Source organism: Acinetobacter sp. WU_MDCI_Abxd143 (assembly GCF_025514195.1).
GTDB classification, from domain to species: domain Bacteria; phylum Pseudomonadota; class Gammaproteobacteria; order Pseudomonadales; family Moraxellaceae; genus Acinetobacter; species Acinetobacter pittii_H.
This window is the reverse complement of the sequence record NZ_JAHPTH010000010.1, coordinates 18,255-42,566: the sequence shown is the minus strand read 5'-3', so window position 1 is coordinate 42,566 and position 24,312 is coordinate 18,255. Positions and strand designations below refer to the sequence as shown.

The following is a 24,312-nucleotide window of genomic DNA, read 5'->3' as shown; positions in this document are numbered from 1 at the left end:
GTGCAATCTGCCAATAGAATTTGGCAATTTTTATAGAGAAATAGGCAGAATCTAGAATTATAAAATTCAGTTTAGGCGAACCTGTCGTTCGCCCAAACTTCAATGATTACAGTATTACGCATTCATTTCTAAAACGATCTTTCCAATATGATCACCTTGTTCCATACATTCGTGAGCACTTTGTACATCTGAAAAAGCATACGTTTTATAAATTTGTGGTAAACATTTACCTTGAGCCAATAATGGCCATACATGCTCATGCAAAGATTGTGCAATCTCTGCTTTTTCTTGGCTATTACGTGCTCGCATCGTTGAACCCGTAATTGTGGCACGTTTTAAAATCAGTTTTTGTAAATCAAATTCTTTTGCGATTCGACCACCCATAAAACCAATAATGACAAGTCGGCCATCACGTTTTAATAGATTTAAATTTTTTGTGAAATAAGAACCACCCACAATATCCAAAATAACATCAACACCTTGATCTTGAGTATGTTTCAAAACTTCTTGCTCAAAATCTTGGGTTTTATAGTTAATTGCTGTCGTTAAACTTGAGAGTGCTTCAACTTTATCTTCACTACCAACCGTAGCAAAAGTTTTAATCCCCAAAGCATGGCAAATGGCTAAAGCTGTGGTTCCAATACCACTTGCCCCACCATGAATCAGTGCGGTTTCATCTTTCTTTAAACGGCCAATATCAAATAGATTTGCCCAAACTGTAAAAAATGTTTCCGGAATCGCAGCAGCTTGAGTAAATGATAAATTTTCAGGTATTGGTAATACTTGAGTTGCAGTTACCGCACAATATTCTGCATAACCGCCACCATTTGTTAGGGCGCAAACTTTATCGCCAACCTTGAATTGATCGACTTGCTCGCCTACAGCAACCACAACACCAGCGACTTCAAGTCCGGGTATTTGAGTAACACCTTTAGGCATAGGATATAAACCCATACGCTGCAAAACGTCAGGACGGTTAATTCCAGCAGCCTTTACCTCAATTAAGACTTCATCTGGTTGAGGTGCTGGAATATTTGCATCTTGAAGTTTTAGAACCTCAGGTCCACCCGGAGCCGTAATTTCAATAATTTTCATGGTTGTTGGAAGGGTCATATAATGCTCCATGTTTGATTTATATTTCAAAATACTAATCTACGTTAAATAATTGAGGACTTGGGTGGAACTCCAAACAGTCGCTTAAATTCTCGGCTAAATTGAGAAGCACTGACATAACCAACTTCATAGGCTGCTTCTGCTACACCCATTTTATTATTCATGATTAACTCACGTGCCTTATGTAACCTAGTAATTTTGATGTACTGTAAGGGAGAATAATTCGTCACCTTTTTAAAAGTCTGATGAAAAAGCGATATGCTCATGCCCGCTTGTTTCGCCAAATCTTGAACTGTTAAGTTATGGTAATAATCACGCTGAATAATTTCACAAATGGTATAAATCACGCCATTTCGACTTGCCATAGCAGATAAACTTTCGACTAGATTGCCGCCTGAAGCCTGCACCACACGATAAACCAATTCTCTTTTAACTTGCTCACCCAATATAAAAGTATCTTGTTTAGAACGAAGTAAATTGAGTAATCGTAGAGCAACCTCTGAAATAGTCACATTCATGTCAATCACTCTAAGCCCACAGCTTAATTTTAAATCTTCTGAATGAGCATCTTCAGTAAGCCCTTGTTGCTGTTTATCCATTTTAGTAATGAGATCAGTCATCATTTGTGGTTCAAACTTTATTGCGATTGCCAACAGGGGTTCATTATTTTCAACTACAGTATCGCAATCAAACGGTATTGCAATTGAGATAAATAAGCACTGTCCTTGTTGAAACTGAAAGATTTCTTTACCAATATATCCACGCTTTAATCCCTGTATCACTAAAACAATTGAGGGTTCTTGCAGCACGGCAATAGGTGGTGTGGAATGATCTACCCGCATTAAGGTGATGTTAGAGATAAAAGTAGGATAGAGGCCTTCTGCTGGAGCCAAGTGCAAAAATGCATCGACCAAATGTTCTGTAAGATGATTTTGCGGCATAGTTTTATTGTGAGAGGTAATCTAATAATCAATATAACAATGAACTTAAAATGAAAACATCTGTCTTACGTTTACTTTGTATAAATAGGCAATTCAAATCAATTTTTAGGCATAAAAAAACCTAGAGCATTCTAGGTTTTTTCACTTTATCTTGCTATTTAAGCCGATAAATTAAAGAACATTGCTGCAATCAGAATAATTACGCCAAGTACAATTCGGTACCAAGCAAATACACGTAACGTGTGACGCTCAACAAACAGTACCAATGCTTTTACAACAAACAGCGCGGCAATAAAAGCAGCAACGAAACCTACCCCAATATTAATCATATTGTCTGAAGTGAGTACGTCAGCATTTTTAATCAAGTCAAAAGTCGCAGCACCCAACATGGTCGGCATTGCCAGAAAGAAAGAGAACTCTGTAGCCGCTTTACGTGATAAGCCTGCAAACATTCCGCCTACAATTGTTGCGCCTGAACGTGAAGTTCCCGGAATCATCGCCACACACTGAGCAAGACCTACTAAAAGCGCTTGTTTAAAAGTAATTTTAGTTGCATCTAGGGTCTTATGTTCAAACTGTCTAGATTCCACCCAGAAAATAATAAGAGCACCGACAATCAAAGCAATCGCAACCACAATTGGACTAAATAGAACACTTTTAATAAAGTCGACAGCTAGAACACCAATAATGACTGCTGGAAAGAATGCAATAAGCACACTGATCGCAAAATGACGTGACTCCACATCACCGCTAAAGAATCCCTTAATCAAGTTAATAATTTTTTGTCGGTATAACCAGCACACTGCCAAAATAGCACCTAACTGGATTACGACCTCAAATACACGACCGCCGTCTGAGTGGAAATCGATAATATGACCAAATAAAATTAAATGGCCTGTACTCGAGATGGGTAAAAATTCAGTTAAGCCTTCGACAAAGCCTAAAAACAGTGCTTTTATAACTTCAAAATTTTCCATAACTTGCTCAAAGAAAGTTAATCATTAGAACGACCTAAAATTTGTTTTATCGAAATTGGTAAGTCAATAAATTAGACTTAACACATGTTCAATATCAGATCATTTCTAACGTTTGTGGTTATTGCCCCTAGTTAAAGGCAGTTTATTTAAAGTGCGATAATGTATCACATCATGATGACAAACTTGGGTTAACTATCGTAAAAAGATAAAACTTGGTTAATAACTACCAAAGTTTTTCTTGTTATAGACAAAGCTTTTTACCTTTACTTACTCTACAAAATGATCTTAAAAAGTCCTTAAAAAAACATGATATTATTCTGATCAAATGCAGCTCATATCAAAAATTCTATCTGAATGAAAAATACCAAAATTAATGCACGCCATCTCATTATCGATTTATTTCTTTCCTCTGCTTATCCTCAGCTCACCATTAAACAAATATTGATTGCCGCTAAACTTTTTAATATGAGTGACAATGGTATTCGTGTGGCTACGACTCGGCTATTAAATGAAGGCATGATAGAAAGTGTAGAACGCGGTATTTATCAACTTTCGCCATCCACCAAAGAATGGGCAAAAGTCATTTTGAATCGTAAAAATGGCATTAAGCAGACTAAAGAATGGCAACATCAATATCTGGTAGTCTTTACTGGAACTTTAGGTCGTATTTATCGGACCGCTTTAAAAAAGAGAGAACGCGCTTTAAGTCAATTTGGTTTTAGAGAACTCGAAACTGGAATTTATATACGTCCAGATAATTTAGCGTATAGCTTTGAAAAAACATGTGAAGAGCTCATTTTAGCAGGTCTTGAAAATGAAGCTAAAATTTCTATTATTCAAAAATTTGACGCAAAAACAGTTTCGTTAATTCCTTCTTTGTGGGATACCAAACAGCTTGAAAAGAACTATGAAATGTATAGTCAAGATATTCAAGAATGGCTTTTGAAATATAAAAATTTATCCTTAAATGAGGCCGCTACCCAAGCTTTATTATTAGGACGTGAAACCATTACCTTACTCATGAATGATCCTCTACTGCCTTCTCCATTTGTTGATGAACATGCCCGCAATCAGTTTGCTCAAAATGTACAGCAGCTCGATTCGATTGGACAAAAGCTGTGGCAGAAACTTTATGAAAATGAATTAGCCCACTAACGGGCGATTTATTTTTTTACAAACAAATATTTCACATTATTAAATTTTATGATTATATTTGTAATATAAAATATGAATGCCAAAATCTGATTTGGGAGAATAAAAATGAATGCACAAGTGAGTGTGACCGATCTATTTAGCAGAGAAGAAATACAAGAGCTCACACAACCCTCAGATGCATACGGCGCTTGGGCTGTTGCAAGCACATGGGCCGTTATTGGCGGAACATTTGCGAGCTTAATCATGATGTGGGATTACTTACCGAGCTGGGGCAAATTACTTGCTTGTATGCTAGCTTTGGCCATATTGGCGGGTCGCCAGTTATGTCTAGCAATTTTGATGCATGATGCATCGCATAAAAGCTTGTTCAAAAATAAAAAAATAAATGACTTTGTAGGTGAATGGCTATGTGCCCGCCCAATCTGGAATGATCTACAAAAATATCGCGTACATCATGTTCGTCATCATGCAAAAACATCTACTCCAGATGACCCAGATCTTTCTTTAGTTTCTGGTTTTCCTGTAAGCAAAAAATCGCTTACTCGTAAATTTTTACGCGACTTAACGGGTATGACGGGATTAAAGTTTAGCTTTGGCCGAGTATTAATGGACCTAGATCTAATGAAATGGACCGTTGCAAATGATCAGGTGTGGCTAGATCGAAGCAATAAAGATTTCGTTGACTATGCCAAAAGTCTTATAAAAAACAGTAGTGGTGCCATTGCTACCAATGTTGCTCTTTATGGTGTTTTAAAAGCTTTTGGCCAGCAACGGTTTTATTGGTTATGGCCTTTAGCGTATTTGACACCCTTTCCTTTATTTTTAAGAATTCGCTCAATGGCCGAACATGCAGGTATGCAAACGAGTAATACAGCTTTAACCAATACCCGTACTACACGTGCAGGTTGGATTGCTAGAAGTTTTGTGGCGCCTATTCATGTCAATTACCACATGGAACACCATTTAATGGCTTCGGTGCCCTACTTCAAACTGCCGCGCATGCATCGTCTATTGAGAGATCGCGGACATGTTCCTGCACCGCCTAGCTATTTTGAAGTGATTGAATCACTCTCATCTAAGCCAGAACAATCTACTTAATTGACTCAAATCATAAATGAAAGGCCATGAATTTAAATTTGTGGCCCTTTAATTTGAATCCGCCATTTTATGCTGGGTTTGGAAATATTTAGGCGTCATCCCCATCCAGCGCTTAAACGCACGAGTGAAGTGAGAAGTCTCGGCATACCCCAGCATTAAAGCCACTTTTTCAACCGACATGTTATTTTGTGCTAAAAGTTTCTGAGCATGGTCCTTTTTCAGTGAGTCCACCAAAAAGGTAAAACTAGTGTGATCAAGAGCTAAATAGCGTTGCAAAGTTCGCTCTGACATATTCATGATATGAGCCACTTGCCCAACTTTTAATGCCTCAATCTCCCCATTCAAAAGCAATTTTTCGGCAACTTGTTTGACTTGTCCTTTCCAACCACTTTTTAAGTTTAATTTCTCTATATCCCGCTTACATTGCGCATTTAATAACGGCACTAGCATTGGGTCTGCCGTTAATACAGATTGTGCTAAATACTCTTTTGGAAATATCCAACGATTACCCTTTTGGTTAAATAAACAAGTCACAGCCAGTTGATGACTGATTTGGCCAAAACCTATCGGCTCTGGCATTTGTAATTCAACTTTTCCCAAATGAGAAAGCCCTGTTAATTTTTTTGCAATTTGAACAAAACCGACTAACAAAAAAATGTTGGCATTGGGGCTCAGCTGAAATGCATTGACGGGCTGATGAATGGACCAATATGCATCATTATTTTCTTGTTTTAATTCTGGTTTAAAAACCTTACAACGTGAACCAATGAATTGTTCAAGTATTTTCAGTGCTTCTCCTAAATTTGGAGAAACTATGGCAGCCATTCCGACTGAACCATAACATGAAGCCGTCATGCTTAAAGCTAAATATCCTGCTAATGCTGGCTCTTTGCATAACTCGATCGCCCGTTCAATAAGCTGATTTAAGATGTTGAACTCAACATACCAGTAGGGCTTTTTTAATTGATCTAAAGTTATTCCACTTCCATCTAAAAGCTGCTCACCAGAGACACCCCACCGCTTAACAGTCTCAACGATTAAATTAATATAAGTTCCGGGTAATTCTGGATTCATGAGCAACCCATATGAGCAAAATAAAATGGCGCGAAATGGTAAAAACTGTCAGTTCATGAACTATGCCATGCTTTTAAATTGATGCATAGTTATTCAAAACAAAATCCGCTGAATTGCACTAGACAGCACAATTTCTGAAAAGAATACAGGTCCTCCCCTATGAACATTCTAATTGTCCATGCTCATCCAGAACCACAGTCTTTCACCACTGCTTTAAAAAGTACAGCTAAGCAAACCTTAGAAAAATTGGGGCACAGCGTAGAAATTTCAGATTTATATGCGATGCAATTTAACCCTATTGCATCCCAAGAGGATTTTTTAGAGCTTAATCAGCCTGAGTATTTTAACTATGCACTAGAACAAAGAAATGCCAGCAAAAATCAGCTTCTAGCTCCAGATATTCAAGTAGAAATTGAAAAGGTAAAAAAAGCTGATCTCGTCATTTTAAATTTCCCACTTTATTGGACATCTGTGCCAGCAATTTTAAAAGGCTGGATTGATCGTGTGTTTGTATCTGGGCTTTTTTATGGGGGTAAGCGGTTTTACAACCATGGCGGCATGATAGGTAAAAAAGCGATGTTGTGTTTAACACTCGGTGGTAGAACACACATGTTTGGAGAGAACTCAATTCATGGACCAATCGAAAATTATTTATCGCCGATTCAACGTGGTACTTTGGCATATGCTGGTTTTGAAGTCCTACCTCCATTCATTGCTTACCATGTACCATACATTAGCCAAGAAGCACGACAAACCCTTCTTGAAGACTATGTAATCTACCTTACTCATCTGGACCAGCTCGAGTCATTAACATTTCCCAAACTTGAGCAATTTGATGAACAACTCTACCCACTCTAATGCAATGTTTTAGCTCTTAAAATTAAATAACCGAATTTAGATCATTATTTTCGGTTTTTTATACACATAACTTTCAAATATAGAATCCAAATTCGCTCAAAAAATAGATCAAATGGTAAAAAAATTAAGGTAAACTTTTTCATAAAATGAATAATATAAAATTTAATCAATAATATACAGATGTAGAGAAACTGGACTTATCAACTAAAAATGACAACTAATACTCATTTCATAATCACTTAATTCATATTTTTACAAAAAAATCTTTGACCATTTTTCTTGGATTTGTGACAAAAATGTCATAAAAATAAAGGCTACCACTAATAGATAAAAAATATAAATATCAATTAATTAAATTAATTTAACAATGCAAATATTCCTTCATATTTCATCCATTATTGACATTATTTGTATAAAAAGTGAGTACTCCTCAGTTCATATAACAGATTTACTCTTATTGTAATTATGCTATTTTTGTTACATGGAGTTATCAAAGCTTCTATTACTTGTAATTAGTAGCTTTGAAGGCAACACAGTTTAAACGGTTTAACTCTGTTACTTTTAAAAAAATGTCTTGAAGTTCAAGGAAAGATTAAAATGAAATTAAAACATCTGAGCACTGCAATGATTTTAGCAACGCTGCCTGCAACTGGGGTTTTTGCAGCAGCATTGGATCGCTCTGGACAATCTATCTCTGCATTTTTGCAGCCAGGCAATTACTTTGAAGCGGGTATTTCTGTTTTAGATCCAGATGTAGCTGGGAAAGAAGCAGGTACAACCACAACGCGTCGGAACATTGGCGATATGGGAGATGATTATTATTTCCCAAGTGCAGCCTTAAAACTACAACTTACTGATAAATTTTCTTTTGGTTTACTTTACGATCAACCATTTGGAGCTGATGCACAATATTCTGGAAATAATGCTTTCGTAGCAAGCCCTTCAGATCCAATCCTTGGTAGTTTACCAATTACAACAGGTGCTTTAGGCGGAACTCAAGGTGGAACTTCTGTTGAAGTTGATAGCCAAAATATTTCAATGATTTTTGGTTTCCAGCCTACTGAAAACTTTAACTTTTATGGTGGTGGTGTATACCAAACGATTAAAGGAAATGTTCATTTAAGAGGTTCTGCATATAGTTTATATAATGGCTATGACGCTTCTATTCCTGAAGATGGAGCAGCTGGTTGGTTAGCAGGGGCCGCTTTCCAGATTCCAGAAATTGCACTTAAAGCGTCTATTACATATCGTTCAGAAATTGATCATAAAATTAATGCAGATGAAACTATCGCACTTGCAGACTCAATCACGGCAAATGCTGGGATGCTTGGATCAACTATTGGGCAATTAGTTGCTGCTGGTCAGTTAACTCCCGCTCAAGCAGGAGCGATCCAACAGACAATTGGTAAAGCTATTGCTGCAAACCAAGTAGAAGGTCAAACTAAAATTACTACACCTCAGTCTGTAAACCTTGATTTCCAGACAGGGATTATGGCAAATACAGTCGCATTCGCGAATGTACGCTGGGTGAATTGGAAAGATTTCGCGATTCGTCCGTATAAATTTGGCAAAGTATCAGAAGCTGTAGGTGGACTTATTGGGCGTCCGAACGGCTTTAACTTAGTTGAATATTCTGATGACCAATGGTCTGTGAACGCTGGTGTGGGCCGTAAACTTAATGATAAATGGGCTGGTAACGTTTCTGTAGGTTGGGACTCTGGTGCAGGTAACCCTGTAACTACTTTAGGTCCAACTGAAGGTTACTGGAACGTAGGTTTAGGTGTTCAATACAGCCCTACCCCACAAACGTTTATTGCTGGCGGCGTAAAATATTTCTGGTTGGGTGATGCTAAAGCTCAAACTGGCGCACAGGCAGGTACGGATCAATACGTTGCAGAATTTTCTGACAACAATGCAATCGCTTATGGTTTAAAACTTGGTTATAAATTCTAAGTTTCAAAACTCATTCATATAAAAAAGGCGCTTTAAGCGCCTTTTTTATTCTTTATTCTTAAGCTGGGATTGTACGCTGTGAAACTGAACGGATTGCTTCTTTTAATGCATCGTACCCGTGAATAGCTGGAAACTGTGGAAACTCAGCAATCACGTTTGCTGGTGCATCAAACAAGAAACCATGATCTGCTTCACCAAGCATGGTTGTATCGTTATACGAATCACCTGCAGCGATTACTCGGAAATTTAAACCATGTAGTGCTTTGACAGACTCACGTTTTTGATCTGGCTGACGTAACTTATAAGCCGTAATCATTCCTTCTTCATCTGTCTCTAACTTATGACAGAAAATCGTTGGCCACCCTAATTGCTTCATTAAAGGATGCGCAAATTCATAGAAGGTATCTGATAAGATCACGAGTTGGAAATGCGTACTCACCCATTCAACAAACTCTTTTGCCCCCGGTAATGGCCCCATCTCAGCAATGACTTCTTGAATATCATTTAAGCCTAAACCGTGTTGTTTTAAGATATTAAGGCGCTGAGTCATTAAAACATCATAATCCGGAATATCACGAGTTGTTGCTTCGAGTTCTTTAATCCCTGTTTTTTTTGCGAAATTGATCCAGATTTCAGGAACTAAAACCCCTTCCAGATCTAGGCATACGATTTCCATGAATGCTTCCAACGTTGGTTAAAAATTGCTGTATCATACCATTAAGATTTTCAGTTTTGCGTTGTTATTGATCAAATCAATTTTATTCATAAGGATCGAAATTAAAGTGCTAAGCACTTTATCAACTATCCTTTAGAATATTTTTCATAACTCAATGCGCCCAAGCCTTTTGCCAGGAACACACATGACCGTTATTCCGACTATTGATATCGTAGATGCTCTTGCTGCTGAATATGCAACCAAAAGCCCTCGAGAAATTTTAGAACTTGCCTTAAGCCAACAAGGTGAAATTGCAATTTCGTTTTCGGGAGCAGAAGATGTTGTGTTAATTGATATTGCTTCACGTTTGGGTAAGCCTTTCCGTGTGTTTAGTCTTGATACTGGCCGACTCCACGCTGAAACCTATCAATTTATTGAAACTGTCCGTAAACACTACAATATCAATATCGAAATTTGTTTCCCTGAATCTGAAGCTGTTCAAAACATGGTAAACGAAAAAGGTTTATTCAGCTTTTTTACAGATGGGCATCAAGAATGTTGCGGTATCCGAAAAGTTCAGCCTTTACGTAAAAAACTTGCGACTTTAGATGGCTGGATTACGGGTCAACGTAAAGATCAAAGCCCTGGTACACGTACAGAGATTCCTGTAGTACAAGCTGATGCTGGCTTCTCGGGTCCAGGAAAGCAACTTATTAAATATAATCCTCTAGCAAACTGGACAAGTGCTGAGGTATGGAGCTACATCCGTATGATGGAAATTCCATATAATCCTCTTCATGAGCGCGGTTTTGTTTCTATTGGCTGTGAACCATGTACTCGACCTGTATTACCAAACCAACATGAGCGTGAAGGTCGCTGGTGGTGGGAAGAAGCCACTCAAAAAGAATGTGGATTACATGCAGGTAATATGAAAAAGTAATTTATTATCAAAAAACCACTGGTAAATCAGTGGTTTTTTTTATGTCATGTTCCGTACACAAAGTCATATTTTCTCTACTCTAAACGCTATATACTTAATTTTACGGTTCTATAATTCTAACAAGAGCTCAGATAAGAGCTTCTTAGAAAAATGCATGAGGCACAATGATTTATGCGTCCATTACACCCAATTGATTTCATTTTTCTGTCACTTGAAAAAAGACAGCAACCCATGCATGTCGGTGGATTATTTTTATTTGAAATTCCTGAAAATGCGCCAGAAACTTTTGTACATGATTTAGTAGAAGATATTCGACGTTCAAAAAGTATTCCTATTCCTCCCTTCAATAACCGTTTAAATGGCTTATTTTGGGATGAAGATGAAGAGTTTGATATCGATCATCACTTTCGTCACATTGCGCTGCCTCATCCTGGCCGTATTCGTGAACTTCTGGTTTATATTTCACAGCAGCATAGTTCACTAATTGATCGTGCAAAGCCACTTTGGACTTGTGACATTATCGAAGGAATCGAAGGCAATCGTTTTGCCATGTATTTTAAAATCCATCATGCAATGGTCGACGGCGTTGCAGGTATGCGTTTGATCGAGAAATCTCTATCAAAGACACCAGAAGAAAAACATGTTGTTCCTTTATGGTGTGTTGAGAGCAAAAGAACTAAACGCCTAAAAGTACCGACGCCAAGTACAAGTAAAATTAAAAGTATTTTAGGCGGCATTAAGTCTCAACTCGATATCGCTCCAAAAGTTATGCAAGAGCTATCTCAGACGATCTTCAAAGAAATGGGCAAAAACCCTGATTATGTTTCTACCTTTCAGGCACCAGTGTCGATTTTGAACCAGAGGGTCAGTGCTTCACGTCGGTTTGCAGCCCAATCATTTGAACTCAGCCGCCTTAGAAAAATTTCAAAAGCATTAGGCGTAACGATTAATGATGTTGTGCTGGCTGTATGTTCAGGTGCTTTACGTGAATATTTAATTAGCCAAAATAGCTTACCAAAAAAGCCACTGATTGCCATGGTTCCAGCTTCATTACGTACAGATGATTCTGACATGAGCAACCGAATTACCATGATTTTGGCAAATTTAGGGACGCATAAAGATCAACCGTTAGAACGCCTAGAAATCATTCGTCGCAGCATGCAAAATTCAAAGCAACGTTTTAGCCGCATGACAGCGAATGAAATTTTAAACTATAGTGCGGTAGTTTATGGTCCGGCAGGATTAAACATCATGTCAGGAATGCTTCCTAAGCGTCAGGCGTTCAATTTAGTGATTTCCAATGTACCAGGACCACGTGAGCCGCTTTATTGGAATGGCGCGAAATTAGATGCCCTCTACCCTGCTTCGATTGTCATGGATGGACAAGCTCTAAACATTACCATGACCAGTTATTTGGATAAGCTTGAAGTTGGATTAACAGCTTGTCGAAATGCTTTGCCAAAAATGCAAAACCTTTTGACTCATTTAGAAGATGAGATTCAACGTTTTGAAGAAATTATTGCAGAGAAACAGCTGAAACATCATTCAGCAAGTTAGAAAAAGTTAAGGGGCTTTAAATTGGCCCCTTATTTTTTGATTGTGCGGCACTGGTTAAGCAACTGATGACATACTGAACGAATCATTGCAGTTGTGATCGGTACTTCTTTACCTTGGTCATTCAACATATAGCAGCTATTTACTGGCGTGCTTTCTAAAACATGTTTAAGGCCGTTGCTAATTAAGTTTTCACTTACATTCATGGGTTATACCTCTTATTGTTTGCTAAGACGTTTAATAGGGAGAACGTCTAGGGCTACTGTATGTAAGTAGTATTTAAAATTCATGAATGAAAGTAAAATTTCAGTTGTAACAAGGATTAAGCGATATCTTGTTACAACTTTAACTTAAAATGATATCGTATTGCTCTTGCGTATATAAATTTTCGACCTGAAATTTAATAACACGGTTAATAAAATGCTCTAAATCGGCTACTGCTGGTGCTTCTGCTGTTAATAATCGATCAATCACAGAAGGATGCGCAACAACAGTAAAGCCACTCGTTGATTCAAATGCGCGGGTATATCGTAATATCTCACGAAATATTTCGTAACACACTGTCTCCGCTGTTTTGACAAAACCACGCCCTTGGCATGTTGGACATGATTCACATAACAAGTGTTCTAATGATTCACGAGTTCGTTTACGAGTCATTTCCACCAGACCAAGTTCTGACACTTGAGTAATTTTGGTCTTCGCGTGATCTCGCTCAAGCATTTTCTCAAACTGTCGCATCACCTCTTCACGGTGAGTGGCTTCTTGCATGTCAATAAAATCAATAATAAGAATACCACCCAAATTACGCAGTCTAAGTTGACGCGCAATAACTTGAGTCGCTTCCATATTGGTTTTAAAAACCGTGTCTTCAAGACTACGACCGCCTACATATGAACCTGTATTAACGTCAATCGTTGTCATGGCTTCAGTCTGGTCAATCATCAGATAACCGCCCGACTTCAAAGCTACGCGAGTTTGTAAGGCTTTTTGAATATCTTCTTCAACATTATAAAGATCAAATAGTGGTCGCTCGCCCGGATAATGGATAAGACGACTCTTCATATTCGGAACAAACTCTTCTACAAATTCGAGCAACTTTGCATGAATCTCTCGCGAATCGACATAAATCTTTGCCGTTTCTTCGCTCGCCAAATCTCGAATAATACGTTGAGGTAATGGAAGTTCTTCAAAAATTAAAGAAGGGACAGCAACATCAGTCTGTTTACGCTGAATGTATTCCCATAACTTACTCAGATAGCACATGTCTTGTGCAATTTCTGCCTCATCCACACCTTCGGCAGCCGTACGGACAATCACGCTACCGGGTAAATTATGTTCTGCTTGAATACTTTCAATAATATTACGTAGTCGCTCTCGCTCCTCTTCTGACTCAATACGCTGAGAAACGCCAATATGATTTCCATATGGCATGAGAACCAGATAGCGAGAAGGAATTGAAAGATCTGTACTTAGACGCGCACCTTTTGTACCCAACATATCTTTCATAACTTGGACAGTAAGGGTTTGTCCAGGATGTAATAATTCAAAGACATTTGGGGTAGGCTGTGAACGAGGCCAAACCATATCATTGATATGTAAAAAGGCTGTTCGAGACAAACCAATATCCACAAAGGCAGCTTGCATGCCCGGAAGCACTCTTACTACTTTACCTTTGTAAATATTGCCGACTAGACCGCGCTTGACTGTACGCTCGACATACAGCTCATTAACAGTTCCATTTTCGATTAATGCCACCCGACACTCCATAGGCGTGACATTAATAAGTAGTTCTTCTGACATACATAAACTCAAAGCATTATAAAATTTTTATTAAAGAGTCAGAGAAGCTGTTAACTTTAACGTTGTCTAATGTTCATCGACAATGCTATTCAATGAAGAATGATAACAACCCCTTATGTCTTTACTCTTTTGAATAACTGTGCAAATTCGTATAAAGGAAGTCCTACCACATTACTATAACTTCCTTGAATTTGGGGAATATATTGCGAAGCAATTCCTTGAATTGCATATCCACCCGCCTTTCCAACAGGCTCACCCGTGGACCAATAATCTTCCATATCTTGTGTAGTTAGGTGCTGAAATTCAACTTGTGTTTGCACCACCTGACTTAACATTTGTTGTTGAGTCGCAACGCATAATCCAGAAAACACATCATGCCAACGTCCAGACAATTGTTTCCAGATTTCAAAGGCATGATTTTTCGATTCAGGCTTACCAATAATTTGACCATCAAGTCCTAGACTTGTATCAGCAGCAATAACAATTGCTTCTGGAAAAAGCTTCAATACAGTTTTTGCCTTTTCTCTAGCTAAACGTTCAACATAATGATGAACCAGCTCATTTTCATGAACAGATTCATCAATGTCAGGACTATAGATTTCAAAATCTAAGCCTAGCTGTTGTAACAGCTCTTTCCGACGAGGAGAGCTAGATGCTAAAACTATATGCGCCATTTTGCCAAACAATAATAGACGACTGGCCACGTAATGATACTTGTCATCAAAGGTTGCCAATGTCTAGCAATCGAAAAATGAATTCCGCCCATCGTCTGTGTTACCCACATAAATGCTAAGTGGGCAATAATGACCAGCGTTGCTATCGTCCATAAATTAACAAAAGTTAAAATACGGCGTTCCCGAATTAAAAAACGGGTAAGAAAAGTCACAATTACAAAACTTAAGGCATTGAGACCTAAAGGCGCATCAAGTAGTAAGTCTGTAAAAATCCCCATCCCAAACGCAAACCAAACTCCACACCATGTTGGCTGACATACTACCCAAAATAGCATAATCATTAACATGAATAATGGTCGCCAACCTGAAATATCATAGGATAGCGGGTAAACCATGAGTACAGGACCCACAATAACAGAGAGAATAATTCCCCATAATGGGTCTTTACGCTTTTCTCGTTTCAGTTTAGCGATCGGCATAAGGCTGCTCCTTCGCTAAGGACTCAGAGAAAAGTACAACTACATGGTGTCCTGTGGCTAATTGTGCTGCTGGTGTGACATCAATTTCAGCAAACTCGCCTGAATTATGACGTCTTATTTTGGCAACTGTACCTACAGCGTAACCTGCTGGGAAATGTTCACCCAAGCCTGAACTAAACACTTTATCACCCACCAGAATATTAGCGCTGGTCGGAACATATTCCATTTTTAAACGGCCTAAATCACCTGTACCAGAAACAATCGCTCGCATTCCTGTACGCTCAAGACGTACCGACAGTGAATGCTCTTTATCAGATAACAACATTACACGTGAGCTATGAGGATACACATTAATGATCTGCCCCATAATCCCCTTATCATCTAAAACCGTTTGTCCGACCTTTATATGGTCCATAGAGCCTCGGTTAATAATGATGATATGACGCAATGGATCTGCATCTGTCCCAATCACTTCGGCAATTTCCATACGTCCATCAATAATTAACGGTGTATCAAGAAGTCCTCGTAAACGAGTATTTTCAGCAGATAATTCAGAAAGCTTCTGTAAGCGGACTTGAGCTTGTAAAAGCTCAGCCTGCATCGCGGTATTTTCACGACGCAGTTGTGCTTCAGATTTTGTTTGTTGATTCAGCCATTCTCTCGACAGTACTGGATAACTGGCCAATGCATAAATTGGGTTATATGCAGCGTACAAGACATCCCTTGCTGGCTGAATTACATAAGGCATGCGCCAATCAAAGAACAGCACAACCAAGCATGTAATGACCGCAATAATGAACGAGCGGAAAGATGGCGGCTGTCTTGAAAAAATATTCGGTTGCACCGCCTAATCCTTAAACTTAACCGACGAAAAGCATGTCATGGTTCGGATTGTCGAAGAATTCTAATACTTTACCACCACCACGGGTTACACAAGTAAGAGGATCTTCAGCAACAACAACCGGTAAACCAGTTTCTTGAGCTAATAATTTATCAAGGTTACGAAGTAGCGCACCACCACCTGTCAACACAATACCGCGCTCAGCAATATCAGAAGAAAGTTCAGGAGGAGTTTGTTCAAGAGCAGATTTCACAGCACTTACAATGCTTTGTAACGGATCAGAAATAGCTTGAGTAATTTCGTCAGAAGTTACGGTAATTGCACGAGGCACACCTTCTGCAAGGTTACGACCACGTACTTCGATTTCTAATGTTGTACCATCAGAAACAGCCATACCGACTTCTTTTTTAATAATTTCAGCAGTGGTTTCACCGATTACACAACCGTGAGCTTTACGTACATAATTGATGATTTGCTCATCAAAAACATCGCCGCCGATGCGTAAAGAGTCAGCATAAACACAACCTTGCAATGAAATAATTGCAATTTCAGTTGTACCACCACCAACATCCACAACCATAGAACCACACGCTTGTTCAACTGGCATACCTGCGCCAATTGCAGCAGCCATAGGCTCTTCAATCAAACGAACATCACGGGCACCAGCATTAAATACTGCTTCGCGAATCGCACGACGCTCGACCAAAGTTGATTTACATGGTACACATACAACTACACGAGGTGCAGGTGGGAACAAACGTTTTTCGTGAACTTTACCAATAAACTGATTCAACATGGTTTCAGTCACTTCAAAATCCGCAATTACACCGTCTTTCATTGGACGAATTGCAGAAATATTCGCAGGCGTACGGCCCAGCATTTGCTTAGCATCTAGACCTACAGCAGCAACAATTTTTTGTGAACCACTGTGACGAATTGCCACAACTGTTGGTTCATTTAATATAATGCCGCGGCCTGGTGCATAAATAAGTGTATTTGCTGTACCTAAATCAATGGCTAGATCCGGCGAAAACAAGCCAATTAGTCGTTTTAGAATCACGGTTCGTTCTCAGTTAAACTTTCATGTGGATGCAAGGTGGCAACTTTAAACTAAATGTGATGATTTGAACAAGTCAATCGCTTATTATAACGCACGATATTTTGAAAATTTTTAATACTGATTAGGTGATGTTATGTCTACATCGGATGCACAGCATTCAGCAGATTTAAATGCACAAACAGTTTCAGCAATCGCCAATCTTGCTCGATTGTCGCTCAATGATACGCAATCTGCTGAATATGCTCAAAGTCTAAATAAAATTTTAGGCATGATGGAAACCTTAAAAGGCATTGATACGGAAGGCGTAGAACCTTTGAAAAGTCCTTTTGACAATCCTCAACCTTTACGTGCTGATGTGGTAACTGAAAGCAATCATCGAGATGAATACCAAGCAGTTGCGCCTGCAACTCAAAATGGTTTGTATCTTGTTCCTCGCGTGATTGAATAACTTTTACTCAATTAACCCATCTTCCCTATTTTGAATGTAAAGAAATTTTACTCATGACTGATTTACATCGCTTATCAATTCGTGAACTTGCTGAGGGCTTAAGCCAAGCGAAGTTTTCATCTCGCGAACTGACTGAACATTATTTGCAACGTATTGCTAAAATTGACCCACTGGTAAAAAGCTATGTGACGGTTACACCTGAACAGGCGCTCGCGGAAGCAGACGCTGCCGATGCTGCTTTAAAAGCAGGCAATGCAACTGCTCTAACGGGTATTCCTCTTGCGCATAAAGATATCTTTTGTACCAAAGGCATTAAAACAACTGCTGGTTCAAAAATTCTAGACAACTTCATCTCTCCTTACGATGCAACTGTTGTTGAAAAAACAAAAGCTGCTGGTCTTGTCACTTTAGGTAAAGTGAACATGGACGAGTTTGCGATGGGCTCAACTTCAGAAAGCTCATATGTTGGGGCAACTAGCAACCCATGGGCGCTTGACCACGTTCCTGGTGGTTCATCAGGTGGTTCTGCTGCTGCTGTAGCGGCAGATTTAGCGCCTTTCGCTACGGGTACTGATACAGGTGGTTCAATTCGCCAACCTGCTTCTTTCTGTGGTTTAACAGGCTTAAAACCAACTTATGGTCGTGTATCTCGTTTCGGTATCATTGCTTACGCATCATCTTTAGACCAAGCAGGTCCGATGGCTCGTTCTGCCGAAGACTGTGCTTACCTAATGAATGTAATTGCAGGTCACGATGTGAAAGACTCAACTTCGGTTAAAAAGGAAGTTGATGACTACGTTGCAAACTTGAATAACACATCTGTAAAAGGTTTACGTATTGGTATTCCTAAACAATACTTTAACGTTGCAGGTTTAGATGCTGACGTAAAAGCACGTGTTGAAGAGTCTTTGAAAAAGCTTGAAGAAATGGGTGCTACACTTGTTGAGATCGATCTCAACATGACTGAAGCTTATGTGCCGACGTATTACCTGATTGCGCCAGCAGAAGCATCATCTAACTTGTCACGTTATGACGGTGTTCGCTACGGTTACCGCTGTGAAAACCCAGCTGACTTGATGGATCTTTACAAACGTTCGCGTTCAGAAGGTTTCGGTCCAGAAGTTCAACGTCGTATTCTCATTGGTACTTACGCGCTTTCTGCGGGTTATTACGATGCTTATTATGTAAAAGCTCAAAAAGTACGTCGTTTGATTCAACAAGACTTCTTAAAAGCATTTGAAAATGTAGATGTGATTGCGGCTCCTTCTGCACCAACAACTGCTTATAAAATTGGTGCAAACTTAAGCCCAACTGAAATGTATTTAGGCGATATCTATACACTTGCAGTAAACTTGGCAGGCTTACCAGCGATTAACGCTCCTGTTGGTTTTGATAAAGATAGCTTGCCCATTGGCTTACAGTTGATTGGTAACTACTGGTCAGAATCACAACTGTTGTCGATTGTTCATCAATACCAACAAAACACCGATTTCCATACTCAACGTGCGGCAATTGCTGAGGAGAATGCATAATGGCTGAAGCTCAAAAGTTGAAATTGATTGACGGTTGGGAAGTCGTTATTGGTATCGAGATTCACACTCAGCTTGCAACCAATTCTAAAATTTTCTCTGGTTCATCGACTGAATTTGGTCAAGACCCAAACACGCAAGCAAGCCTTGTAGACTTGGCTATGCCGGGTGTGTTGCCTGTTTTGAATGAAAAAGTGGTTGATCTTGCTATTCGCTTCGGTCTTGGAATTGATGCATATATCGACCAAGCTTCTGTATTTGCACGTAAAAACTACTTCTATCCTGACTCGCCAAAAGGCTATCAAATTAGCCAAATGGACAATCCGATTGTCGGCTTGGGTCATATCGACATCCAACTTGAAGATGGCACGACTAAACGTATTGGTGTAACTCGTGCTCACCTTGAAGAAGATGCAGGTAAATCTGTACACGACCAATTTGAAGGTATGTCTGGCATTGACTTAAACCGTGCTGGTACACCTTTGCTTGAAATCGTTTCTGAACCTGACATGCGTTCGGTTGAAGAAGCAGTTGCTTACATCAAAGCGATTCACACATTAGTACGTTGGTTGGGTATTTCTGACGGTAACATGGCAGAAGGTTCATTCCGTGCGGACTGTAACGTGTCTTTACGTCGTCCGGGCCAACCTTTTGGTACGCGCTGTGAACTTAAAAACCTCAATTCATTCCGTTTCATTGAGCAAGCGATCAATGTTGAAATTGAACGCCAAATGGAAATTTTGGAATACGGCGGAAGTATCGACCAAGAAACTCGTTTGTTCGATCCAAACAAAATGGAAACGCGCTCTATGCGTTCTAAAGAAGAAGCGAATGACTACCGCTACTTCCCCGATCCAGATTTGTTACCTGTGATTATTGCTGATGAGCAAATTGAAGCTGCTCGCGCTGCACTTCCAGAGCTCCCTGCTGCTCGCCGTGCGCGCTTTATCGCAGAGTTTGGTGTAACTGAGTACGATGCTCACGTACTTACGCTCTCACGCGAAATGGCAGACTTCTATGAAGCTGTTGTGGCTGCTGCTGGCGGTGCGAAGCAAGGTAAAGTATCAGCAAACTGGGTAATGGGTGAATTCTCAGGTGCGTTAAACAAAGCTGGCCTAGACTTAGCAGACTCTCCTGTTTCTGCTGAACAACTTGGCGGCATGATTGCACGCATTATTGACAACACCATTAGCGGTAAGATTGCTAAACAAGTCTTTGGCTTTATGTGGGAATCGGAAGGTAAATCTGCCGATGACATCATTGCTGAAAAAGGTTTAAAGCAAGAAACTGACACAGGTGCAATTGAAGCGATTATTAAAGAAGTACTTGCAGCCAATGAAAAAATGGTTGAAGAGTACAAGTCTGGTAAAGAAAAAGCCTTTAACGGTCTTGTTGGTCAAGTCATGAAAGCTTCTAAGGGTAAAGCCAACCCTGCTCAAGTAAATGAATTAATGAAAAAATTGATTGGTTAATTTCATTAGCTAACTCAATAAAAAAGCCTCGATTTATCGGGGCTTTTTTATCTCCTTCTAAAACACCCTTCGACTAAAGAATGCACTTTTTTCCTAAAAAATTACTCAGTGACTGTGCTAATTTAAATTAAGAATTTAGATAACTTATATTTTAAAAAGAGAGATAAATCATGTCTAAAAAGGTTTTAATGTTGGTCGGTGACTATGCAGAAGACTATGAAACTATGGTTCCCTTTCAGTTCTTAACAGGTTTAGGTTATACCGTGCATGCTGTTTGCCCAAATAAAAAGAACGGTGATCATATTGCGACGGCTATTCATGATTTTGAAGGCGAGCAAACTTATAGTGAAAAACGCGGTCACAATTTTGCCATTAACTATGATTTTGATGCCATTAATACCGAAGACTATGTAGGTCTAGTGATTCCGGGTGGCCGTGCACCAGAGTATTTACGCATGAATGAACGTGTTATTGAAATTGTACGTGAGTTTGATAGAGTGAAAAAACCAATTGCAGCTGTATGCCACGGTGCACAGTTACTCGCTGCGGCAGATGTATTAAAAGACCGCCTCTGCTCAGCTTATCCAGCATGTGCAGCCGAAGTAAAATTGGCAGGTGGACAATACGCAGATATTGCTGTGACTGAAGCACTTACAGATGGTCATTTGGTGACTGCTCCAGCTTGGCCGGCACATCCAGCTTGGTTAGCTCAATTTGTGAAAGTTTTAGGGGCTAAGATTAGTATTTATTAAATATTTAATTTAATTCAACTCTTTACTGATAGAACTAATTTCAATATATTTACAGATAATATAAAACTTTTATAGATTAAAATAGACATATTAAGGAAAAATTAATGACAATCATTTTATATGGGAAAAATTCAACTTTGCTAAATAAAATTCAAAATACCTTAGATAAGGAGTATTTAAGCTATCTTTATACAGATAATAGCAACATTAATATTAATGAATTAATCATATTGATAGATCAAGACCTACATCCATTTGAAGAAAAAATTTTAGAAAAGATGAGACAGTCTACTTATATTTTAGGTGTATGGGCAAAATCATCTTCGACAAAATATCTTTCTAAAAACTTAGAAGATCTTTTTGACTCTATTATTTGTGAAGACAATATTCCTTTATTAAACTCAATTTTAGAAAAGAAGAAAGTAATACTTCAAACACCAGATTGTTTAGAACTAGAAACTAAAGAAATAATTAGAGTGAATTGTAAAACAGGAAAACGGTTAAAATGAAATTCTTTTCTTATATAGTAGATCGAGATTATGGATTTGCACCTAATCCATTTTTCGGCTATTGCACTTTAGCGGATTGTAAACCTAGAACACGAAAATCTGCTCAAATTGGTGATGTAATTTTTGGTTTAGCAGGGGCCAAGTATAGGAAAGCAAATACAAAAAAGATAATTTATGCAATGCAGGTTACTGAAATACTAAGTTTTAATGAGTATTTTAATGATCCAAGATTTGAATTTAAAAAACCAATTGTCTATGCAACTCCTAAAAGACAATATGGAGATAATATCTATTATAATGATAAAAATGGTGATTTTAAACAACTCGATTCACATCACTCTTATAAAAATGGTATTAACCATAAAGGGAATATCTTACATGACACCCAAGTAGATAAAGTTCTTATTAGTGACAACTTCGTTTATTTTGGTAGTAATTCTATAGATATACCTTTAGGTTTATGTACTGATAGAGATACTTATAAAAATATCTCAATAAAAAGGCATCATAAAAATAGATTTCATCCAGATTTTAAAAAATTTTTAAAAAACTATTGGGATAGTTTACCAAGAGGAATACAGGGGGATCCTAATGAATGGTAATAACTTCATTGAAGACTATCAGTGCCTTGTTAATAACACTTGTCAAATTGAGAAAAATCGCTTTGATTACGCTCTTCTTGGATTATATGGAGAAATAGGTAGCTTATTATCTATATCCAAGCGAAAAATTAAAGAAGAAGCTTTAGGTGAAATGACTAAAATTACTCAGTTAGAAGTTGAAGAAGAACTTGGGGATATTTTATGGTACTTTACAATGGCAACTATTGAATTAGGCTTTTCATTAGAAGATCTCATTCAAAAGACTAGCCAAATATTATATAAACCTGAATTTTTAGAAAAGATTGAACCTAAATATCTTCCTTATATTGTAGAAAAAGACTCTTTAGAAGATCATCAAAAATTTAAAAATGATCTATTATTCAGTTTAAATGAGAAGTCTAAAGAACTAAAAAATAAAGATGAAGATAGTTTCACTGGATTTCTTAAAACTTTTTGGAGAATTTTATTTTTTTATCAAAAAGATTTGAAAAAGATTATAAATACAAACTCTAAAAAAATTAAAAATGATAATTTTGAATGGGATAAAATTAAAGATGAATATCCTAAAATTGAAAAACCTTTTGACTATACATTTCCAGAAGATGAAAAATTTCCTGATAAAATAAAAATCGAGTTTGTTCAACGCTCTTCTGGACGTATTCACATGAAATATGGAGATGTATTTCTTGGTGACCCTTTAACTGATAATCATAAAGACAGAGATAATTATCGATATCATGATGTATTCCATATTTCATATACTGCAATACTTCATTGGTCTCCAGTATTCCGTGCTTTATTAAAAAGAAAAAGGAAAAGTAAACCTGATTTTGACGAAAATGAAGATTCTGGAAGAGCCATAGTTGTTGAAGAAGGAATTTCCGCTTGGATTTTCAATCAAGCAAAAGAATACAATTATTTTGTAAATCAAAAAGATATATCAACAAAACTAATAAAAAACGTCCAACTTTTTGTAAAAGGATATGAAGTAGAAAATTGTCCACCAGCTTTATGGAAAAAGGCTATTTATGAGGGTTTCAAAGTTTTTAGGGAATTAACAACTCATAAAGTCGGAATAATAAATATTGATTTGACAGAAAGATCCATAGAGTTTGAGAAAATAAAAAATGAATAAGAAATTAAAATTAATCATATCTGAGTTATCAAAGCAAAGTTTTGAGGATTCATTTAACCCATACAAAGATACATGTGATTATTTTGATGCCAAGAACTCATATAAAGTGAGAAAGAAAAATTTAGAGGAATACTTAAAATATTTTTCTAAGTTAAATACTATTGATTTATGGATAGGAAGAGATTTAGGTTATAAAGGAGGCCGAAGAACGGGTATTCCATTTACAAGTGAAAATAATATTGAGAAACTAAATTTAAAGTTAGGTTTAGATCTAAAAATATTATCAAAAAGCAAAATTATTTCATCAGAAGTCTCAGCTAATACAATATGGGAAATTTTCAATAATCTTCCTAATAATATTATATTTTGGAATATATATCCTTTTCACCCTTATGAAACAAATAATCAACTTACCAATAGAAAATTTAATAGAGAAGAGGAAATTTTTGGTTTAAGAATACTTGAGCTATTGATTACCTCTTTGAATATAAAAAGAATTATTTGCATTGGCAATGATTCTGTTAATTCCTTAAAAAAAATAAAATTTGTTGATATTCCAATAGCTTCGGTAAGGCATCCTAGCTATGGTGGAGTTACCATTTTTAAAACTCAAATGAAAAATTTATATCAGATTGACAATGAAAAACAAATAAATCTTTTTTAAGATTTATTTGTTTAATTATCGAATTTAAG

General features: G+C 37.7%; 25 protein-coding genes. 14 read left to right on the top strand and 11 right to left on the bottom strand.

The annotated features are described in order from the left end of the window. Positions 1-114: 114 nt before the first annotated feature. The 3 genes from KTI79_RS15215 to KTI79_RS15205 all read right to left on the bottom strand — a co-directional run bounded on the left by KTI79_RS15215 (position 115) and on the right by KTI79_RS15205 (position 3,031). A complete protein-coding gene (locus KTI79_RS15215; protein WP_079284423.1) occupies positions 115-1,125 on the bottom strand; it encodes an NAD(P)H-quinone oxidoreductase in 1,011 nt (336 codons plus the stop codon). Between the two features lie 32 nt (positions 1,126-1,157). Then, positions 1,158-2,054 (bottom strand): AraC family transcriptional regulator, encoded by an 897-nt coding sequence (locus KTI79_RS15210; protein ID WP_032056144.1) that lies wholly within the window; start codon positions 2,052-2,054, stop codon positions 1,158-1,160. A gap of 158 nt (positions 2,055-2,212) precedes the next feature. After that, complete coding sequence (locus KTI79_RS15205) at positions 2,213-3,031, bottom strand: undecaprenyl-diphosphate phosphatase (protein WP_016143164.1); 819 nt, start codon at positions 3,029-3,031, stop codon at positions 2,213-2,215. A 354-nt stretch (positions 3,032-3,385) separates the two neighbouring features. Here KTI79_RS15205 and KTI79_RS15200 point away from each other — a divergent pair, with 354 nt between their 5' ends. Then, positions 3,386-4,186: a PaaX family transcriptional regulator C-terminal domain-containing protein gene (locus KTI79_RS15200; protein ID WP_086375828.1), complete on the top strand. Its 801-nt coding sequence runs from the start codon at positions 3,386-3,388 to the stop codon at positions 4,184-4,186. A 105-nt stretch (positions 4,187-4,291) separates the two neighbouring features. Next, the gene (locus tag KTI79_RS15195) at positions 4,292-5,284 is read left to right on the top strand and encodes a fatty acid desaturase family protein (protein ID WP_032056146.1); all 993 of its coding nucleotides are present in this window, start codon (positions 4,292-4,294) and stop codon (positions 5,282-5,284) included. Positions 5,285-5,332: 48 nt separating this feature from the next. On the opposite strand, the gene KTI79_RS15190 is transcribed toward KTI79_RS15195, so the two are convergent. Beyond that, on the bottom strand, positions 5,333-6,358 hold the full coding sequence (locus KTI79_RS15190; RefSeq protein WP_086375827.1) for an AraC family transcriptional regulator: 1,026 nt from the start codon (positions 6,356-6,358) through the stop codon (positions 5,333-5,335). Between the two features lie 159 nt (positions 6,359-6,517). Between KTI79_RS15190 and KTI79_RS15185 the strand changes: the two genes are divergently transcribed. After that, positions 6,518-7,216, top strand: coding sequence for an NAD(P)H-dependent oxidoreductase (locus KTI79_RS15185; protein WP_032056148.1), 699 nt, complete (start codon positions 6,518-6,520; stop codon positions 7,214-7,216). A gap of 597 nt (positions 7,217-7,813) precedes the next feature. Continuing rightward, positions 7,814-9,169, top strand: a complete 1,356-nt coding sequence (locus tag KTI79_RS15180) for an outer membrane protein transport protein (RefSeq protein ID WP_032056149.1) — start codon at positions 7,814-7,816, stop codon at positions 9,167-9,169. 58 nt (positions 9,170-9,227) lie between these two features. Here KTI79_RS15180 and thrH read toward each other — a convergent pair whose 3' ends face one another. After that, positions 9,228-9,845, bottom strand: coding sequence for a bifunctional phosphoserine phosphatase/homoserine phosphotransferase ThrH (gene thrH / locus KTI79_RS15175; RefSeq protein ID WP_002116438.1), 618 nt, complete (start codon positions 9,843-9,845; stop codon positions 9,228-9,230). Between the two features lie 184 nt (positions 9,846-10,029). Here thrH and KTI79_RS15170 point away from each other — a divergent pair, with 184 nt between their 5' ends. Then, positions 10,030-10,764, top strand: a complete 735-nt coding sequence (locus tag KTI79_RS15170) for a phosphoadenylyl-sulfate reductase (protein ID WP_005064416.1) — start codon at positions 10,030-10,032, stop codon at positions 10,762-10,764. Positions 10,765-10,935: 171 nt separating this feature from the next. Next, positions 10,936-12,321, top strand: a complete 1,386-nt coding sequence (locus KTI79_RS15165) for a WS/DGAT/MGAT family O-acyltransferase (RefSeq protein WP_016143156.1) — start codon at positions 10,936-10,938, stop codon at positions 12,319-12,321. A gap of 29 nt (positions 12,322-12,350) precedes the next feature. Here the strand turns inward: KTI79_RS15165 and KTI79_RS15160 are convergent, their stop codons facing one another. The 6 genes from KTI79_RS15160 to KTI79_RS15135 form a co-directional block, all read right to left on the bottom strand. After that, positions 12,351-12,524 (bottom strand): PA1571 family protein, encoded by a 174-nt coding sequence (locus KTI79_RS15160; RefSeq protein ID WP_002116397.1) that lies wholly within the window; start codon positions 12,522-12,524, stop codon positions 12,351-12,353. A 139-nt stretch (positions 12,525-12,663) separates the two neighbouring features. Next, a complete protein-coding gene (gene rng, locus KTI79_RS15155; protein WP_016143155.1) occupies positions 12,664-14,118 on the bottom strand; it encodes a ribonuclease G in 1,455 nt (484 codons plus the stop codon). A 113-nt stretch (positions 14,119-14,231) separates the two neighbouring features. After that, a complete protein-coding gene (locus KTI79_RS15150) occupies positions 14,232-14,792 on the bottom strand; it encodes a Maf-like protein (RefSeq protein ID WP_032056152.1) in 561 nt (186 codons plus the stop codon). Continuing rightward, positions 14,780-15,271: a rod shape-determining protein MreD gene (gene mreD / locus KTI79_RS15145; protein WP_086375826.1), complete on the bottom strand. Its 492-nt coding sequence runs from the start codon at positions 15,269-15,271 to the stop codon at positions 14,780-14,782. Before mreD ends, KTI79_RS15150 begins: the two co-directional genes overlap by 13 nt. Next, positions 15,258-16,115, bottom strand: coding sequence for a rod shape-determining protein MreC (gene mreC / locus KTI79_RS15140; RefSeq protein WP_016143153.1), 858 nt, complete (start codon positions 16,113-16,115; stop codon positions 15,258-15,260). The genes mreD and mreC overlap by 14 nt, the downstream gene beginning before the upstream one ends. Positions 16,116-16,131: 16 nt before the next feature. After that, positions 16,132-17,172 carry a rod shape-determining protein gene (locus tag KTI79_RS15135; RefSeq protein ID WP_000601379.1) on the bottom strand — a complete coding sequence of 347 codons (1,041 nt, stop codon included), beginning with the start codon at positions 17,170-17,172 and terminating at the stop codon, positions 16,132-16,134. A gap of 133 nt (positions 17,173-17,305) precedes the next feature. Here KTI79_RS15135 and gatC point away from each other — a divergent pair, with 133 nt between their 5' ends. From gatC to KTI79_RS15095, 8 genes are all read left to right on the top strand, one after another. Continuing rightward, positions 17,306-17,620, top strand: a complete 315-nt coding sequence (gatC, locus tag KTI79_RS15130; protein ID WP_000107700.1) for an Asp-tRNA(Asn)/Glu-tRNA(Gln) amidotransferase subunit GatC — start codon at positions 17,306-17,308, stop codon at positions 17,618-17,620. A 53-nt stretch (positions 17,621-17,673) separates the two neighbouring features. Continuing rightward, complete coding sequence (gene gatA / locus KTI79_RS15125; protein ID WP_032056153.1) at positions 17,674-19,152, top strand: Asp-tRNA(Asn)/Glu-tRNA(Gln) amidotransferase subunit GatA; 1,479 nt, start codon at positions 17,674-17,676, stop codon at positions 19,150-19,152. Then, on the top strand, positions 19,152-20,621 hold the full coding sequence (gatB, locus tag KTI79_RS15120) for an Asp-tRNA(Asn)/Glu-tRNA(Gln) amidotransferase subunit GatB (RefSeq protein ID WP_032056154.1): 1,470 nt from the start codon (positions 19,152-19,154) through the stop codon (positions 20,619-20,621). Before gatA ends, gatB begins: the two co-directional genes overlap by 1 nt. A gap of 170 nt (positions 20,622-20,791) precedes the next feature. Continuing rightward, positions 20,792-21,373, top strand: coding sequence for a DJ-1/PfpI family protein (locus tag KTI79_RS15115; RefSeq protein ID WP_199964129.1), 582 nt, complete (start codon positions 20,792-20,794; stop codon positions 21,371-21,373). Positions 21,374-21,477: 104 nt separating this feature from the next. Further along, complete coding sequence (locus KTI79_RS15110; RefSeq protein ID WP_032056156.1) at positions 21,478-21,882, top strand: hypothetical protein; 405 nt, start codon at positions 21,478-21,480, stop codon at positions 21,880-21,882. Then, positions 21,879-22,484: a hypothetical protein gene (locus tag KTI79_RS15105; RefSeq protein WP_032056157.1), complete on the top strand. Its 606-nt coding sequence runs from the start codon at positions 21,879-21,881 to the stop codon at positions 22,482-22,484. Before KTI79_RS15110 ends, KTI79_RS15105 begins: the two co-directional genes overlap by 4 nt. Then, positions 22,474-23,619: a hypothetical protein gene (locus KTI79_RS15100; RefSeq protein ID WP_050679142.1), complete on the top strand. Its 1,146-nt coding sequence runs from the start codon at positions 22,474-22,476 to the stop codon at positions 23,617-23,619. Before KTI79_RS15105 ends, KTI79_RS15100 begins: the two co-directional genes overlap by 11 nt. Further along, positions 23,612-24,283: a uracil-DNA glycosylase gene (locus tag KTI79_RS15095; protein ID WP_032056159.1), complete on the top strand. Its 672-nt coding sequence runs from the start codon at positions 23,612-23,614 to the stop codon at positions 24,281-24,283. Before KTI79_RS15100 ends, KTI79_RS15095 begins: the two co-directional genes overlap by 8 nt. The last annotated feature ends 29 nt before the right edge of the window (positions 24,284-24,312 follow it).

What these genes read in the sequence shown, in the direction of transcription:
- gatA (WP_032056153.1), top strand. Translation starts at nt 17,674, where the DNA reads ATGACTGATTTACATCGCTTATCAATTCGTGAACTTGCTGAGGGCTTA.
- KTI79_RS15190 (WP_086375827.1), bottom strand. Translation starts at nt 6,358, where the DNA reads ATGAATCCAGAATTACCCGGAACTTATATTAATTTAATCGTTGAGACT.
- rng (WP_016143155.1), bottom strand. Translation starts at nt 14,118, where the DNA reads ATGTCAGAAGAACTACTTATTAATGTCACGCCTATGGAGTGTCGGGTG.
- KTI79_RS15185 (WP_032056148.1), top strand. Translation starts at nt 6,518, where the DNA reads ATGAACATTCTAATTGTCCATGCTCATCCAGAACCACAGTCTTTCACC.
- KTI79_RS15200 (WP_086375828.1), top strand. Translation starts at nt 3,386, where the DNA reads ATGAAAAATACCAAAATTAATGCACGCCATCTCATTATCGATTTATTT.
- thrH (WP_002116438.1), bottom strand. Translation starts at nt 9,845, where the DNA reads ATGGAAATCGTATGCCTAGATCTGGAAGGGGTTTTAGTTCCTGAAATC.
- KTI79_RS15170 (WP_005064416.1), top strand. Translation starts at nt 10,030, where the DNA reads ATGACCGTTATTCCGACTATTGATATCGTAGATGCTCTTGCTGCTGAA.
- KTI79_RS15205 (WP_016143164.1), bottom strand. Translation starts at nt 3,031, where the DNA reads ATGGAAAATTTTGAAGTTATAAAAGCACTGTTTTTAGGCTTTGTCGAA.
- gatB (WP_032056154.1), top strand. Translation starts at nt 19,152, where the DNA reads ATGGCTGAAGCTCAAAAGTTGAAATTGATTGACGGTTGGGAAGTCGTT.
- KTI79_RS15105 (WP_032056157.1), top strand. Translation starts at nt 21,879, where the DNA reads ATGAAATTCTTTTCTTATATAGTAGATCGAGATTATGGATTTGCACCT.
- KTI79_RS15110 (WP_032056156.1), top strand. Translation starts at nt 21,478, where the DNA reads ATGACAATCATTTTATATGGGAAAAATTCAACTTTGCTAAATAAAATT.
- gatC (WP_000107700.1), top strand. Translation starts at nt 17,306, where the DNA reads ATGTCTACATCGGATGCACAGCATTCAGCAGATTTAAATGCACAAACA.
- KTI79_RS15215 (WP_079284423.1), bottom strand. Translation starts at nt 1,125, where the DNA reads ATGGAGCATTATATGACCCTTCCAACAACCATGAAAATTATTGAAATT.
- KTI79_RS15095 (WP_032056159.1), top strand. Translation starts at nt 23,612, where the DNA reads ATGAATAAGAAATTAAAATTAATCATATCTGAGTTATCAAAGCAAAGT.
- mreD (WP_086375826.1), bottom strand. Translation starts at nt 15,271, where the DNA reads ATGCCGATCGCTAAACTGAAACGAGAAAAGCGTAAAGACCCATTATGG.
- KTI79_RS15115 (WP_199964129.1), top strand. Translation starts at nt 20,792, where the DNA reads ATGTCTAAAAAGGTTTTAATGTTGGTCGGTGACTATGCAGAAGACTAT.
- KTI79_RS15100 (WP_050679142.1), top strand. Translation starts at nt 22,474, where the DNA reads ATGAATGGTAATAACTTCATTGAAGACTATCAGTGCCTTGTTAATAAC.
- KTI79_RS15150 (WP_032056152.1), bottom strand. Translation starts at nt 14,792, where the DNA reads ATGGCGCATATAGTTTTAGCATCTAGCTCTCCTCGTCGGAAAGAGCTG.
- KTI79_RS15195 (WP_032056146.1), top strand. Translation starts at nt 4,292, where the DNA reads ATGAATGCACAAGTGAGTGTGACCGATCTATTTAGCAGAGAAGAAATA.
- KTI79_RS15180 (WP_032056149.1), top strand. Translation starts at nt 7,814, where the DNA reads ATGAAATTAAAACATCTGAGCACTGCAATGATTTTAGCAACGCTGCCT.
- KTI79_RS15210 (WP_032056144.1), bottom strand. Translation starts at nt 2,054, where the DNA reads ATGCCGCAAAATCATCTTACAGAACATTTGGTCGATGCATTTTTGCAC.
- KTI79_RS15165 (WP_016143156.1), top strand. Translation starts at nt 10,936, where the DNA reads ATGCGTCCATTACACCCAATTGATTTCATTTTTCTGTCACTTGAAAAA.
- KTI79_RS15160 (WP_002116397.1), bottom strand. Translation starts at nt 12,524, where the DNA reads ATGAATGTAAGTGAAAACTTAATTAGCAACGGCCTTAAACATGTTTTA.